At 70.4% G+C, this 13,927-nt stretch carries 11 protein-coding genes and 1 tRNA gene; 8 read left to right on the plus strand and 4 right to left on the minus strand.

Annotated features, from left to right (window positions below; translation table 11 throughout):
* The first annotated feature begins 57 nt into the window (after positions 1–57).
* The 8 genes from ehuB to ACFU9P_RS17790 all read left to right on the plus strand — a co-directional run bounded on the left by ehuB (position 58) and on the right by ACFU9P_RS17790 (position 7,590).
* Complete coding sequence (gene ehuB / locus ACFU9P_RS17755; protein WP_384081548.1) at positions 58–969, plus strand: ectoine/hydroxyectoine ABC transporter substrate-binding protein EhuB; 912 nt, start codon at positions 58–60, stop codon at positions 967–969.
* On the plus strand, positions 966–1,640 hold the full coding sequence (gene ehuC / locus ACFU9P_RS17760) for an ectoine/hydroxyectoine ABC transporter permease subunit EhuC (protein WP_384081551.1): 675 nt from the start codon (positions 966–968) through the stop codon (positions 1,638–1,640). Before ehuB ends, ehuC begins: the two co-directional genes overlap by 4 nt.
* 32 nt (positions 1,641–1,672) lie before the next feature.
* Positions 1,673–2,290: an ectoine/hydroxyectoine ABC transporter permease subunit EhuD gene (gene ehuD, locus ACFU9P_RS17765; protein WP_376374342.1), complete on the plus strand. Its 618-nt coding sequence runs from the start codon at positions 1,673–1,675 to the stop codon at positions 2,288–2,290.
* Positions 2,291–2,324: 34 nt separating this feature from the next.
* Positions 2,325–3,080 (plus strand): amino acid ABC transporter ATP-binding protein, encoded by a 756-nt coding sequence (locus ACFU9P_RS17770; protein WP_384081555.1) that lies wholly within the window; start codon positions 2,325–2,327, stop codon positions 3,078–3,080.
* A 213-nt stretch (positions 3,081–3,293) separates the two neighbouring features.
* Positions 3,294–4,046 carry an IclR family transcriptional regulator gene (locus ACFU9P_RS17775; protein WP_384081875.1) on the plus strand — a complete coding sequence of 251 codons (753 nt, stop codon included), beginning with the start codon at positions 3,294–3,296 and terminating at the stop codon, positions 4,044–4,046.
* An 84-nt stretch (positions 4,047–4,130) separates the two neighbouring features.
* Positions 4,131–4,204: transfer RNA gene (locus ACFU9P_RS17780), tRNA-Lys, on the plus strand.
* Between the two features lie 234 nt (positions 4,205–4,438).
* Complete coding sequence (locus ACFU9P_RS17785; protein ID WP_384081558.1) at positions 4,439–6,538, plus strand: phosphocholine-specific phospholipase C; 2,100 nt, start codon at positions 4,439–4,441, stop codon at positions 6,536–6,538.
* Positions 6,539–6,765: 227 nt separating this feature from the next.
* Complete coding sequence (locus ACFU9P_RS17790; RefSeq protein WP_384081561.1) at positions 6,766–7,590, plus strand: RDD family protein; 825 nt, start codon at positions 6,766–6,768, stop codon at positions 7,588–7,590.
* A gap of 89 nt (positions 7,591–7,679) precedes the next feature.
* Here the strand turns inward: ACFU9P_RS17790 and ACFU9P_RS17795 are convergent, their stop codons facing one another.
* From ACFU9P_RS17795 to ACFU9P_RS17810, 4 genes are all read right to left on the minus strand, one after another.
* Positions 7,680–8,168, minus strand: a complete 489-nt coding sequence (locus ACFU9P_RS17795; RefSeq protein ID WP_376374032.1) for a phospholipase — start codon at positions 8,166–8,168, stop codon at positions 7,680–7,682.
* Between the two features lie 427 nt (positions 8,169–8,595).
* Entirely contained in the window at positions 8,596–9,183 is a 588-nt protein-coding gene (locus ACFU9P_RS17800; protein ID WP_384081564.1) for a lytic polysaccharide monooxygenase, read from the minus strand.
* 141 nt (positions 9,184–9,324) lie between these two features.
* The gene (locus tag ACFU9P_RS17805; protein WP_384081567.1) at positions 9,325–12,411 is read right to left on the minus strand and encodes an SPFH domain-containing protein; all 3,087 of its coding nucleotides are present in this window, start codon (positions 12,409–12,411) and stop codon (positions 9,325–9,327) included.
* An 11-nt stretch (positions 12,412–12,422) separates the two neighbouring features.
* Entirely contained in the window at positions 12,423–13,886 is a 1,464-nt protein-coding gene (locus ACFU9P_RS17810) for a peptidoglycan-binding protein (RefSeq protein WP_384081570.1), read from the minus strand.
* Positions 13,887–13,927: the final 41 nt, after the last annotated feature.

The following is a 13,927-nucleotide window of genomic DNA, read 5'->3' on the forward strand; positions in this document are numbered from 1 at the left end:
ACCGCTGGGCCGGAACCCGTACGCATAACCGGAGTGGACCGGGGTAGCCGCGCGGCCATGGCTTCACCACCCGAAAACGCCTACCCGAGCACCTACCCGAGACTCCCGAGACCTCTGAGACGCCGTTCCCTGCTGATGGGCACGGCGGTGCTGGGCGCCGCGGGGGCGTTCGGCGCCGCCGGCTGTGCCAAGGTCCCCACCGGCGACACCCTCGCCCGGCTGAAATCGCAGCGCACCGTACGGCTCGGTATCGCGGGCGAGGCACCGTACGGATTCATCGACCAGAACGGCGAGTTCACGGGCGAGGCCGTGGAACTCGCGAAAGTGATCTTCAAACGCCTCGGGGTCGGCAGTGTCCAGCCCGTCGCCACCGATTTCTCCTCGCTGATTCCCGGGCTCAACTCCCAGCAGTTCGATGTGGTGTCGGCCGGGATGTATATCAACAAGGAGCGCTGCGACCAGGTCATCTTCGCCGATCCCGAATACCAGATGCTCGACTCATTCATCGTGCTCAAGGGAAACCCCAAGGGCCTCCGTTCGTACCAGGATGTCGTGCGGACCAAAGCGAAATTCGCCACCGGAACCGGCTATGCCGAGATCGACTACGCGATATCCGCCGGAGTACCGGAGAAGGAGATCGTGATTCTCCAGGACCCGGTGGCCGGGCTGAACGCCGTTGAATCCGGCCGGGTCGATGTCTTCGCGGGAACGGCGCTCACCGGGCGCAGTGTGGTGCGGAAGAGCCGCAGGGCCGAGGCGACCGAACCGTTCGCGCCCGTCGTGGACGGCGAGAAGAAGATCGACGGCGGCGGATTCGCCTTCCGGCCCACCGACACGGAACTCCGCGATTCCTTCAACACCGAGATCCACGCCATGAAGAAGAGCGGCGAACTGTTCCGTATTCTCCGGCCGTTCGGCTTCACCGAGTCGGAGATGACCACCCTGACGGCCAAGGAGCTGTGCGCATGACGGCCGGCCTCTGGACCCACTGGGTGCTGCCCGGCATCTGGATCACCGTACAACTCACGCTGTACAGCGCCGCGCTGGCCACCGCCGTCGCCTTCACCGTCGGCACGGCCCGTACCCACCGTTCGCGTACCGTCCGCTTCCTCGCGGGCTTCTACACCGAGATCTTCCGGGGCACTTCGGCACTGGTGCTGATGTTCTGGCTGTTCTTCGTGATGCCGGGCCTGTTCGGCTGGGCGCTGGTCCCGATGTGGGCGGCGGTGCTGGCGCTGGGCCTGTCGTACGGGGCGTACGGCGCCGAAGTCGTGCGCGGCGCGCTCAACGCGGTCGCTCCGGCGCAGCGCGAGGCGGGGATCGCGCTGAACTTCACGCCCTGGCAGCGGCTCAGGCTGATCATGCTGCCGCAGGCGGTGCCGGAGATGATCCCGCCGTTCTGCAATCTCCTCATCGAGCTGCTGAAGGGCACCGCGCTGGTCTCCCTGCTCGGGGTGGCCGATGTGTCGTTCGCCGCCTATCTGGTCCGGCTGGCCACCCAGGAGAGCGCGCAGATCTATTCGGTGACCCTGGTGATCTATTTCGTCCTCGCCTTTCTGCTCACGCGGGGAATGCGGGCGCTGGAACGGAAGACCAAGGCCGGTATCGGTATCACCACGACCGCCGGAGGTGCCCGGTGAACGGCTGGGACTGGTCCGCGGTCGCGGACTTCATGCCACGTTTCTGGGACGGTCTGCTCCTCACCCTTCAGGTGCTGGTGCTGGGCTCGCTCCTCTCCTTCTCGCTGGGGCTGGTCTGGGCGATCGGATTCCGGTCGGGCACGCGCCTCGTACGGTGGCCGGTCCAGGCCGTCACCGAATTCATCCGGAACACCCCGCTGCTGGTGCAGCTCTTTTTCTTCTTCTTCGTCCTGCCCGAGTGGGGAGTCCAGTTCTCCGGGCTCGCCACCGGCACCCTGGCTATCGGGCTGCACTACTCGACGTACACCGCGCAGGTCTACCGGGCCGGAATCGACGCCGTACCCGCCGGTCAGTGGGAAGCGGCCACGGCGCTCAGTCTGCCGCTGGGCAGGACCTGGACCGCGGTGATCCTGCCGCAGGCGATCCGCAGGATCGTGCCGGCGCTGGGGAATTACGTCATCTCGATGCTGAAGGACACTCCGCTGCTCGCCGGGATCAGTGTGCTGGAAATGCTCCAGCAGTCCCGGCTGGAGAGCGCGTCCACCTTCCAGTACACCGAACCGCTGACCGTGGTCGGTATCGCCTTCATTCTCATCGCCTACCCGGCTTCACTTCTGATGCGAGCCCTGGAGCGCCGTCTTGTCCGCTGACCTCCCTCCCGCGAACGCGAACGCGAACGCGAACGTGAACGTGAACACGAACACCGACGAACTGATCCGTTTCGACAAGGTCACCAAGAGATTCGGCAGAAACACCGTTCTCGACAATCTCTGTTTCTCGGTACGGCCGGGAAAGCATGTCACCCTGATCGGCCCGTCCGGCTCCGGCAAGACCACGATTCTGCGGCTGCTGATGACCCTGGTACGGCCGGACGAGGGCACCATCACCGTCAGCGGCGACCAGCTTTTCCCCGCGGTCCCCAAGGAAGTCCGCGAGATACGCAAGAACATCGGCATGGTCTTCCAGCAGTTCAATCTCTTCCCAAACATGAGTGTGCTGCGCAATGTCACCGAAGCGCCGGTCCGGGTGCTCGGGCTGAGCAAGGACGAGGCGGAGGCGCGCGGCCGTGAACTGCTCGACCTGGTCGGGCTCGGCGACCGCTGCGCCGCGAAGCCGTCCCAGCTCTCGGGCGGCCAGCAGCAGCGGGTGGCGATCGCCCGCGCGCTGGCGATGCGGCCGAAGATCCTGCTGCTGGACGAGGTGACCTCGGCGCTCGACCCCGAACTGGTCGCCGGTGTGCTGGACGTCCTGCGGGACATCGCCCGTACCACCGACATCACCATGCTCTGTGTGACCCATGAGATGAACTTCGCCCGGGACATCTCGGACGAGGTCCTGATGTTCGACTCGGGCAAGGTCATCGAGTCCGGGCCGCCGGAGCGGATCTTCTCGGCGCCCGAGCACGAGAGGACGCGTGAGTTCCTTGGCGCGGTGCTCTGACCCCGGCCGCCTTCCGGAGACCAGCCGCCTTCCGGACGCGGACCGCCTTCCGTACCCCGGACGCCTTCCGGACGCCGGCCGCTTCCCGCTCATGAACCTCACCGGTCCCGGCCGTCCTCAGCTCGGGCCGAGACGCCCCGTACCGGGCGGTTCGCGGTTATCGTGGTACGCGGTGAGCTTGCGGTCACAACCTGTCAGGGGGGAACGGCGGTGCTGAAGCCGGAGCCGACCGCGCCGTCCCACTCGGTGCGGTACGTCCTGCGCGTCCTGGAAGCCGTGTCCAAGTACGGCGGCGGGGTGACCGAGGACCGGATCGCCCGGGAGAGCGGGCTGCCGCCCGGGCATCTCGTACCCCTGCTCACGCTGCTGTGCCGCGAGGGCTATGTGGAGCGGTTCGCCGACGGCGCCTATGTGCTGGGGAACGCGCCGGCGCTGCTCGGGCCGGGATCCGCCCGGCGGCGGGCCCAGCAGGCCAGGCTCCAGCGGGGCCTCGACGAGCTGCGCGACTCGATCGGCGCGGCGGTCTATCTCAGCCGCTACATCGACGGCGAGATCAGGGTCACGCAGATCGCCGAGGGGCCGCTGACGCCCGCGGTCAACGAGTGGGTCGACTTCCGCTCCACCGCCCATGCCAGCGCGATCGGCAAGTGCCTGCTGACCCAGCTCGACCGGGACGGCCGCCGGGAGCATCTCGCGCGCCACAGGATCGCCCGGTTCACCTCGCGGACGATCACCAGCGAGCGCCTGCTGTTCTCCCGTCTGGACAGCCGCCCGCCGACCGTCCCCGTACTCGACCTCCAGGAGTACGCGGTCGGTACGGTCTGCGCCGCGGTCCCCCTGACCGCGGGCTCCACGGTCGGCTGCCTGGCGCTCTCGCTCCCGGTCGAGTACGCGCACCGCCTGCGCTCGGCGGCCGAGACCCTCAACCGCAGGGCGGCCCCGATGGCCCTGTCCCTGACGCTCTAGGGCCGCCCGGGCCTCTCGGCGCATGGTCACCGGCCGCTGGTCCGGAGCACTCCTGAGCACCGGGTATTATTTTCGAGTCAGCAGGCGCCGCTAGCTCAGTTGGTTAGAGCAGCTGACTCTTAATCAGCGGGTCCGGGGTTCGAGTCCCTGGCGGCGCACCGGCGAATAGGTCGCTGACCTGGGCGTTCTCGGTTTACGAGAGCGCCCTTTCGCATTTCTGGGCGGCGTACGGGGGCCGGAATGGCCCTGCCATGGCACCTGCGCGGGGGCCGCTGTACGTGTCCTGTACCGCGCGGCGCCAAGTGGGCGGTACCGGTCGTTCCCCCTGGGTCGGTGACCTTGGCAGGTAGTCGCTTCGTCCGTTACCCCCCGAACAGGCAGGTCCTACGCTCATGCCCGAACTCAACCGGCGCCGCTTCCTCCAGATAGCCGGCGCGACCGCAGGTTTCTCCGCACTGTCCGACAGCATCGCCCGCGCCGCCGCCATCCCGGCCGGACGCCGGTCCGGCACCATCAAGGACGTCGACCACATCGTCGTACTGATGCAGGAGAACCGGTCCTTCGACCACTACTTCGGTGCGCTCAAGGGCGTACGCGGATTCGGTGACCCCCGGCCGATGACCCCGGCCGGCGGGAAGTCGGTCTGGCACCAGTCCGACGGCACCAAGGACATCCTGCCGTTCCACCCGGACGCCGAGGATCTCGGCATGCAGTTCATCGCCGGGCTCGACCACGACTGGGCGGGCGGCCACCAGGCCTGGAACCAGGGCCGGTACGACCAGTGGATCCCCGCCAAGTCGCCGGGGACGATGGCGTATCTGAAGCGTCAGGACATTCCGTTCCACTACGCCCTCGCCGACGCCTTCACCGTGTGCGACGCGTACCACTGCTCGTTCATCGGCGCCACCGACCCCAACCGCTACTACATGTGGACCGGCCACACCGGGAACGACGGCAAGGGCGGCGGACCCGTCCTCGGCAACGACGAGCTGGGATACGACTGGACGACCTACCCGGAGCGGCTCGAAGAGGCCGGTGTCTCCTGGAAGATCTACCAGGACACGGGTGACGGGCTCGACGCGGCCGGCGGCTGGGGCTGGATCGACGACGCCTACCGCGGCAACTACGGCGACAACTCCCTGCTCTACTTCAACCAGTACCGCAACGCCAAGCCCGGCGACGCGCTGTACGAGAAGGCCCGTACCGGCACGAACGCGAAGAACGGCGACGGCTTCTTCGACATCCTCAAGGCCGATGTGAAGGCCGGGAAGCTCCCCCGTATCTCCTGGATCGCCGCGCCCGAGGCCTTCTCCGAGCACCCCAACTGGCCCGCGAACTACGGCGCCTGGTACATCTCGCAGGTGCTGGACGCGCTCACCTCGAACCCCGAGGTGTGGAGCAGGACGGCGCTCTTCATCACCTACGACGAGAACGACGGCTACTTCGACCACGTCGTACCGCCGTTCCCCCCGGCCTCCGCCGCGCAGGGCGCCTCCACGGTCGACACCTCGCTCGACCACTTCCCGGGCGACAGCCGCCACGCCGCCGGGCCGTACGGTCTGGGCCAGCGGGTGCCCATGCTGGTCGTCTCCCCCTGGAGCACCGGCGGTTACGTCTGCTCCGAGGTCTTCGACCACACCTCGGTCATCCGCTTCATGGAGCGCCGTTTCGGGGTGCGCGAGCCGAACATCTCGCCCTGGCGCCGTGCCGTCTGCGGCGATCTGACCTCCGCCTTCGACTTCGGTCTCAAGGACACGCGGCACCACCCGCTGCCGGACACCGACGCGTACGAGCCGACGGACAACGAGCGGCACCCCAGCTACCGTCCCGTCCCGCCGGAGCACGCCGTCCTGCCCAAGCAGGAGAAGGGGTACCGGCCCGCGCGCCCGCTCCCCTACGCCCCGTACACGGACGGCGCCTCGACCCCCGCGACCGGGCGTTTCACGCTCACCTTCAGCGGTGGCGCGTCGGCGGGCGTGTGCTTCACGGTGACCTCGGCGAACCGCACCGACGGCCCGTGGACCTACACCACCGGTGCGGGACAGCGGCTCTCCGACACCTGGAACACGCAGTACTCGGGGGGTACGTACGACCTGTCGGTGTTCGGGCCCAACGGTTTCCTCCGTACGTTCCAGGGTTCCGGCACCAACGCGGCCCCGGAGGTGACGGCCCGCCATGAGACCCACGAGGACCGCGGGTCCCATCACGGCCCCGACAAGAACTCCGGCTCCGCGGCCGTGGTACTGACCCTGACGAACGCGGCCAGGACCGACCGCCGTCTGACGATCAGCAACGCGTACGGCGGCAAGAGCGTGACCGTCAAGGTGCCCGCGGGTGGACGCGTCGTACACCGCGTGGAACTCCAGGGCACCAAGCGCTGGTACGACCTGACAGTCGTCTCCGACAAGGACAAGGGCTACCTGCGCCGCCTGGCCGGACACGTGGAGAACGGCGCCCCCGGCGTCAGCGACCCGGCGATCATCACGGACTGACCCCCAACGGGCTGCCCCCCGAAGAGGCCGCTCGCGCGAAAGGCCGCCCGTACACCCGCCGTACGGGCGGCCACCGGCCGACGGCTATGCCGCCGCGGTGGAGCAATGCGGCGCACATGTACACACAGGGGGATTGAGTCCAAGTGCCCGCTCTTCACTCACTATTTCTGACCCCGGGACATGACTAAGCTCTTCGGAAAATATTTCTCGTCACTTCGGGGGACGACATGTCACGGGAGATCACAAAGAAAGGGCAGCGCACGCTGGCCTGGCTGCTGGACTTCGCTCTGGTGGCCGTTATGGCGGTGCTGTTAGGAATTCTCACCTTCCACCGGATCAGCGCATTGTTGACCGATGTTCCCGAACTGGGCATCCGGAGCGCCTGGGAGCTGTTCAGCTCGCGAGGACAGGTGCTCGAAAGTGCGGAGGGCCTCGGACATGAGATGTGGGACTCGGCGCTGGGGTACGTCCAGCAGGCCTTCGCGGTCCTGGTGGTGTGCACCTTCGTCTACCAGTTCGCGACGCTGGCACTCGTCGGCAGGACCCTGGGCAAAGCGGTGGTCGGCCTGCGGGTCGCGACGGTCCGCCCAGAGCGGAGCCGTCGACACGCGGCGGCGGTGCGTGCGGCCGTGACCACCGTTGCGGATGTCGCCTGCTTCGCCGTGGCGTGCTGCCTGCTGCTGGCCGGCCAGTTCAGCCTCTCCGTGCTGTGCTGGTGCCTCGCCGTGGTGCTCTTCTGGTGCAACGCGCTGCCGGTGGCACTCGGTCCGGGCCGGTCTGCCGCGGACCTCTTGGCCGGGACGGCTGTCGTCGGCATCCAGCTGCCGCAAGCGGTGACCCAGAAGGCCGCCCGGGCCACCCAGGCGGCATCACAGGCGGCCACCCAGGCAGCCGGCTTGGGACGGGCCACCACCCAGGGCGGGCGCAAGGTCTGGGAAGGAGTCCGCCGGGCGGCGGACTCGGACGTCAGCCGTGCCACGGCGGACAGGGGCCGTGCCGCGCTCAACCAGGCGCGCTCCCGGTGGGACCAGCGGCGGTTCCCACAGGAGTGAGTCGGGGCCCCTGGCGGCGCACCACCAACAGCGGGGCCCTTCGCCGGCGCGAGGGGCCCCGCTGTCAGGTGTCAGAACGACCTCGGGTGTCAGGCGACCGAGCGGGTGCCGTCGACCATGGGGCTCACGCCGAAGATGTCGACCGCGTGGTAGTACGTCCACGCCAGCGCGTCGCAGGAAGCCTTCGTGGCACCCGAGTACTTGGCGCACACGCGCTTGAGGTCCGCGTAGAAGGCGGAGTCGATCCGGGCCTTGTTGGCGCTGAACGTACCGGCCGCCTTGTAGTTGCGGTAGCCGAAGTCGTGGCGCACGCAGGCGTTCTGGAAGGGGAAGCCGAAGGGGTTGTCGGGCGACGAGGAACAGTAGTCCGTGGACCAGTCGAAGCCGTAGGCCGACCAGGCGCCCTGGTTGCCACGGGCCGCCATGAAGGAGTTGTAGCTGTTCACGGACTCCTGGGTCCAGCTGCTGAGCACCTGCGGCTTGTCCGCCGGGGCGGCGGTGGCCGAAGTGGCCGTCAGCAGGGAAGCGGCGATGGCGAGTACGGCCGAGGCGAGCGGGAGAGCCAGACGTCTGCGCATGACGGATCAACCTCCGTACGGGTGGGGGGACACGCTCCTTGCCCGGGGTGGCATGGAGCGCCGCAAGCGTGAACGGCACGGCTGTCGCACGGGTCTACGCGCGATGACCGCCGCGGGAATGGTCCCCCAAATCCCGGCGCGGGCAAACCCCTTTCACACCGAACGCCCCTGTGAACGCTTCGAGTTGACGGTTCCGTCCCGGGCTGCCCGGTCTGCGCCCGCGTGCCGGGCGCTCGGGCGCGCGGGGGCAGGGCGGACGTACGCTCCGTACGCGGTGATGACACGCGCCTCGGGGAGCGCGGACCGCACGGCGGCGGACCGGGCGGGGGCCGTGCCCCCCGAGGTTCTTACGGCCTGACTACGCCGGCCACGGCCGGCCACACGTCAGAACTGTCAGAACTGGACGTTCACAACCGGAGTGACCGTCTCAGAACTGGACGTCGGAGCACGCGTAGAACGCGTTCCCCGTGTCGGCGATGGTCCACACCGCCAGGATGATGTGCTTGCCCGACCTCGAAGGCAGCGTGCCCGAGTGCGACAGCGTCGCGGGCGGCTGCTGGTTGTTGTACGGCACCGTCAGGAACGGCTGGGTGTCCAGGGCGGCGCGGGTGAGCGGCGCGTTGGAGTTCCAACCGTTCTTGGTGATGTAGTACTTGAAGTCGGTCGTGGCGTGCCGCGCGGTGAACTGCCAGCGGAAGTTGTAGCTCTGGCCGCCGCTGACCTTGGTGGTCGGCCAGGAGCCGCCGCGCGGGTCGTCGAGCTGCGCGAACTGGCCGAGGCCGCCCGAGCAGATCTTGCCGTCGGCGGGGCCGCCGTTCGGGAAGCCCTTGGGCCCCTCGACACTCTGCGGCTCCCACTGGATGTTGCCGCAGTTGGTCACCGTGCCGTTGGCACAGAGCTTCTGACGGCTGATGGGGGAGTCCGTGTAGCCATGGCTGCTTGCGCTGCTGGTGGCGAGCAGGGACACGCCCGCCACGGCGAGGCCGACAACGGCCGCGCCTATCTTCTTTCGCATGCTTCGCTCCAGAGAACGTGGGGAGTTCGGTGAGCCGTACTGCACGCGTGCAGGGGGAACAGTCTGCGGTCTAGACCAAGCTCTAGAGTATTAACGGAACTTGACCGTGTCCATAACAAGTACGAGCCAGGTCCAGACCAATTACAGCCTCTCCGGGGTGCCTTGCCGCCCGGTGTAGAACGCCACGGTGAGGTCCTTGACCAGCACCTTGCGCTCGTAATCGTCCAGTTCGACCAGTCCGCGGGCGGTCAGCCGGTGCACGGTGTCGTCCACCGCGTCCACCACGGAAGTCAGCACGCTGTCCCGGTGCTTGGCGTCGATCGCCGCGATCCGGCTGCGCTGCATCGCGGCTGCGATCTCCGGCGCGTACTCGATACGGGTCGGCTGCGCGGAGAACACATCGATACCGACGGGCCGGCACTCCGCCGAGAGCATCCGGGTCAGCGCGTCGCCGACCGCCTCCGCGTTGCGCAGGGTGGGGGCCTCGTCGTGGAATGCGTCGGCGGGAAGCTGGGAGAGCACCCGCGCCATCGCCGCCTCGACCTGCTCGCGCAGATACTCCTCGTGGTCCTGTACGCCGAGGGCCGCGCGTACGGTGTCCCTGACCCGCCAGATGACCAGCACGACCACGCACAGCGCGGTGCCGTTCGAGTCGACGGCGGGCATCGGCTCGCTGCGCCAGTGCCGCAGCCGTACGTCCATCCGGCGGCGCAGCAGCAGCGGGCTCACCCAGAGCAGTCCGGTACGGCGGACGCTGCCGCGGTACTCGCCGAACAGCGTCAGCACCCAGGCCTGGCCGACCCGGCCACGGCCGAGCCCGCCGAAGGCGAAGAGGGTGACGGTCCCGCCGAGCGCGAGCAGGGCCCACTGGCCGATCCCGATGCCGCGGTCGGGGTTCGCCCCCAGCCCGAGCGGCCCGGTCACGGCCTCCGGCACGGCCCCGGACCACCACACAACCACCGCACACGCGACCAGCGCGAGCACCCCGACGAGCACGGCGGCCCACCCGGGCAGCACCGGCCCGGGCCGCTCGACCAGCTTCGGATCCACGGGCGGCGGAGGCCGCAACGGCACGGCGGGCACGGCGGCGTGCGCCCGCCTGACCCGAGGCTGCTCCCCGGTCCCCCAACGCCGCCCGGCGCCGGGTGACTTGGTGGCGTCGTCGGCGGCCGTCTCGTCGCGGAAGAGGAGGTGCACGGGGATCTCGTGGGTGGACTCCCCGACGATGAGCGGACTCCAACGGGGCGCGGGTTCGCCGGCGGTACGGGGGCTGGGGTCGGCGGAGCCGACGGGTTCGGCGGCACCGGTGGGGCTGTACGGGCCGGTGGGGCCGGTGCCGGTAGAGCTGAGGCCGTTGGGGCTGCGGCCGGTCGGGCCGGTGCCATTGGGCCCGGTGGGGGTGAACGGGTCGGCGGTCCCGGGGCCGGTGGAGCTGTACGGGCCGGTTGTGCCGCCTGGGGCGTTGTGCCCGGCCGAGCCGGTGGCGTAGGCGGGGTCTCTCGGACCGGTCGAGTCCACCGCACCGCCCAGGCCGTCGTGCCCGGCCAGGCCAGCGGGGTCGACCGTGCCGGTGCGACCGGTCAAGCCGGTCGAGCCGGGCCGGCCGGTTGCGTCGGCCGGCGTAGCCGCGCCGTTCGCGCCGGTCGGGCTGGTAAAGCCGGCCGAGTCGGCCAGGCCGTTCGGGCCTACGGCTCCAGTGTGGCCAGTCGGATCGGCCAGGCCGGGCCAGCCGGTTGTGTCGGCTGATGCCGACTTGCCGTTCACGCCCGTCGGGCCGGACGCGCCACGTGCGCCGGTCGAGTCGACCGGGCCGGGCATTCCCGTAACGCTGGTGGGACCGGACCCACCATTCGGGCCCATCAAACCGGTCGGGCCGGTCGAACCGGCCATTTCGGTTGAGCCGGTCGGGGTGACCGGGTCCGGCGTGCTCGTAACGCCGTTCAGACCCATCGGGCCGGCTGCTGAGCCGGCGGAGTCGAACACACCGGTCCCCCCGGTCCGGCCGGTCGGACTGACCGTGCCGTTCGGGCCGGTCCAGTCGGAGGACCCGACACCGTCGGCCTTGGTCGAGCTGATCCAGCCGGACGCGCTGGTCGCGTCCGTCGCACCGCCCTCGTGGGTCGGGCCCATCGGGCCAGTCGTGCCGGTCCCGCCGAGTGGTCCGACGGAGCCGGATACACGGCTCCGGTCGGTCAAGCCGGGCGAGCCGCTCGTACCGACCGCGTCGGTCGAACCCGTACGGCCGGACGGGCCGTACGGCCCGAGCCCGGACCCGCCGTCCGCGCCGGACGAACCGGTCCAGCCGGGCGCAACGCCCGTACTGGTCAGGCGTGTTGGGTCGACCGTATCGGTCGAGCCGGTCAGGCCGTCCGGGCCGGACGCGCCATGCGCGCCGCCCGCGCCGGTCAAGCGCGTTGGGTCGGCCGGATCGGTCGGGACCGTAACGCCGCTGGGAACGGGCCTGCCGTTCCGGTCCGTCACGCCGACCGTGTCGGGAAAGCCGACCAGACCGTCCGGGTCTGGAGCGTCGAGCCCCGCAGGGCCGCCAGGGCCGGTCGAGTGGACCGGGCCAGTCGTGCCCGTAACGCCGCTGGGATCGAACCCACCGTTCAGACCCGTCCGGCCAGTTGGACCGGCGGAGCCAGGCACACCGACCGCGTCGAAAAAGCCGGGCCTGTCGACCGGGCCGGTCGTGTCCGTGACGTCGCTGGGAACTGATCCACCGTTACGGCCCATCCAGCCAGTTGGATCGCCGGAGCCGGTCACGCCGTTCCGGTCCGCCACACCGGTCGCATCGACCGCGTCGGGCGGACCGGGTCGGCCAGTCGGGCCGGCTGCCTCCCGGCCGTTGCGCCCCGGCGCGCCGTCACGGCCCGACACGGCGGCCCAGCCGGACGGGACGAACGCGTCCGGCGCATCCGGCGCGGCCGTTCGGCCCGTCAGGCCGAAGGGGTCGGTCCCGTCGGCCGCGCCATCGGCCCCGGGCGTACCGGACATGTCGATCGGCAGGGTCGTCTCCACCGCCCCCGGCGGCTCGGCCGCCTCCTCCGTCCGGTCCTCCCGGGACGTCCGGGTCGGGGTCCACACCTCCGCGCCGAACAGGGGGCGGGCCGAGCGCTGGGCCGGTTCGGCCGCCGGCGGCGGGGCGGGCTCGGGCGGGTGCTCGCCGTCCGGCGGGGGCGGCGCGGGGGCCGGCCCTTCGTCGTTCGGGTGCGAGGTCGTCGTCATCCGTGCCTCCGTCATGCGAAGAGTCGCCGCCAGGTCTGCGGGCCGGGATAGCCGTCGGCCTCGGCGCCGCGCCACCCCTGGGCGCGCTGGAACGCCTCGACATTGCGCCGGTCGGCCTCGGTCCAGCCGCGCCCGGGGCCCGAGGTGTAGTGCTTGCCGAAGCCCTTCTTCACGAGCTGCTTGCCGAGCCGCTCGACGTACACGCTGGTGCTGCCGGGCCGGAAGTGCCGGGCGCCCGGATACGGCACGGCCTTCCCGAACCCGGCCCCCGACCCCGACCCGGACCCGGGCTTCCCGGGCTTCCCGGGCTTCCCCGAAGCCCCGCCGCCCTTGTCCCCACCCGCCGCCGGGATGTCCTTTCCGAGGCCCCGTACCAGATACCGCCAGGTCGCCGGGCCAGGCAGCCCGTCCGCCTCGGCGCCGCGCCAGCCCTGCGCCCGCTGGAACGCCCGGGTGGCCCGCCGGTCCGACTCGCTCCACCGGGGCCCGGCGCCCTCCCGGTAGTAACGTCCGCCCCCGCGCGCGATCAGCATCCGGCCGAGCCGTCTGACATGCGCGTTCACCGCGCCCGGCCGGAACGCCCCCGCCCCCGGATACGCCGCCGTCGCCCCGGTCCCGGCACTCGCCCCCGGCCCCTTCTCGTCGCCGCTCTCGGCCAGCCCGCGGTAGCGGTACGGGACGTAGCGGCCGGAGTTGCTCCAGTACGCGAGGGGCGTGGACTGCGAGCGGGCGTGCGGCTGCGCCTGTTCGTACGCCAGGTAGTGGGAGCGGGTGTAGTCGGTCCAGCCGCCGAAGATCGTGACGTGCGACCCCTTCTGCGGGTTGGCCGGATTGTGGAAGAGCAGCATGTCGCCGGGCTGGAGCTCGTCGTGGTCGATCCGTACGCCGTACCGCGCCAGCGTGCCCGTCCATTCGTTGCCCGCGAGGTTCCAGGCCATCGAGACATAGCCGGAGCAGTCCTGGCGGTATCCGTCCGACCAGAACTTGACCATGCTGTACGGCACCTGCGCGTTCGCCCAGCGCTTGGCGCGGTTGATGATGTCGGCCCGGGTGGATCTGCGCAGGGCGCTGTGGGGCCGGTGGGAACCGGGGCCGGGCAGCGGGCGCCCGTAGAGCGGGGAGCTGCCGCCCTGCGGAGTCTCGGGCTCCGGCCCAGCGGCCACCCCCGCGGCAAACCCGGCCGCCTTCCCCGCGGCCACCCCCGCGGTCACCGCAGGCGCCGTATCCACAACCCCCGCAGCCGCAGTCACACCCTCAATCCGCCCCGCCGCCCACGCCGCTTCCGTACCCGTCCCCGCCGTCCCGAGGGCCACCCCCGCCGTCGCCAGGACCAGCGCCCGCCGGGCGCCGTGTGCGGCCGGGTGGCCGCCCGCGCGTACCGGTACGCCCCTCGCCAGGTCGCGCCGCCGTTCGGCGCAGCCGGCGCAGGGGCAGTCGGCGGCGGGCTCGTACTCGTCGAAGACCGGGACGGTCATGCGATCCCCTCCACACTCATCGCGATCTTTCCGGCACGATA

Origin of the sequence: Streptomyces sp. NPDC057617 (assembly GCF_042800555.1) — a bacterium.
Classification (GTDB): Bacteria; Actinomycetota; Actinomycetes; order Streptomycetales; family Streptomycetaceae; genus Streptomyces.

Excerpts from the sequence above, each read along its gene's own strand:
- ehuB (WP_384081548.1), top strand. The coding sequence starts at position 58 with ATGGCTTCACCACCCGAAAACGCCTACCCGAGCACCTACCCGAGACTC.
- ACFU9P_RS17800 (WP_384081564.1), bottom strand. The coding sequence starts at position 9,183 with ATGCGAAAGAAGATAGGCGCGGCCGTTGTCGGCCTCGCCGTGGCGGGC.
- ACFU9P_RS17805 (WP_384081567.1), bottom strand. The coding sequence starts at position 12,411 with ATGACGACGACCTCGCACCCGAACGACGAAGGGCCGGCCCCCGCGCCG.
- ehuC (WP_384081551.1), top strand. The coding sequence starts at position 966 with ATGACGGCCGGCCTCTGGACCCACTGGGTGCTGCCCGGCATCTGGATC.
- ehuD (WP_376374342.1), top strand. The coding sequence starts at position 1,673 with ATGCCACGTTTCTGGGACGGTCTGCTCCTCACCCTTCAGGTGCTGGTG.
- ACFU9P_RS17790 (WP_384081561.1), top strand. The coding sequence starts at position 6,766 with ATGTCACGGGAGATCACAAAGAAAGGGCAGCGCACGCTGGCCTGGCTG.
- ACFU9P_RS17795 (WP_376374032.1), bottom strand. The coding sequence starts at position 8,168 with ATGCGCAGACGTCTGGCTCTCCCGCTCGCCTCGGCCGTACTCGCCATC.
- ACFU9P_RS17810 (WP_384081570.1), bottom strand. The coding sequence starts at position 13,886 with ATGACCGTCCCGGTCTTCGACGAGTACGAGCCCGCCGCCGACTGCCCC.
- ACFU9P_RS17785 (WP_384081558.1), top strand. The coding sequence starts at position 4,439 with ATGCCCGAACTCAACCGGCGCCGCTTCCTCCAGATAGCCGGCGCGACC.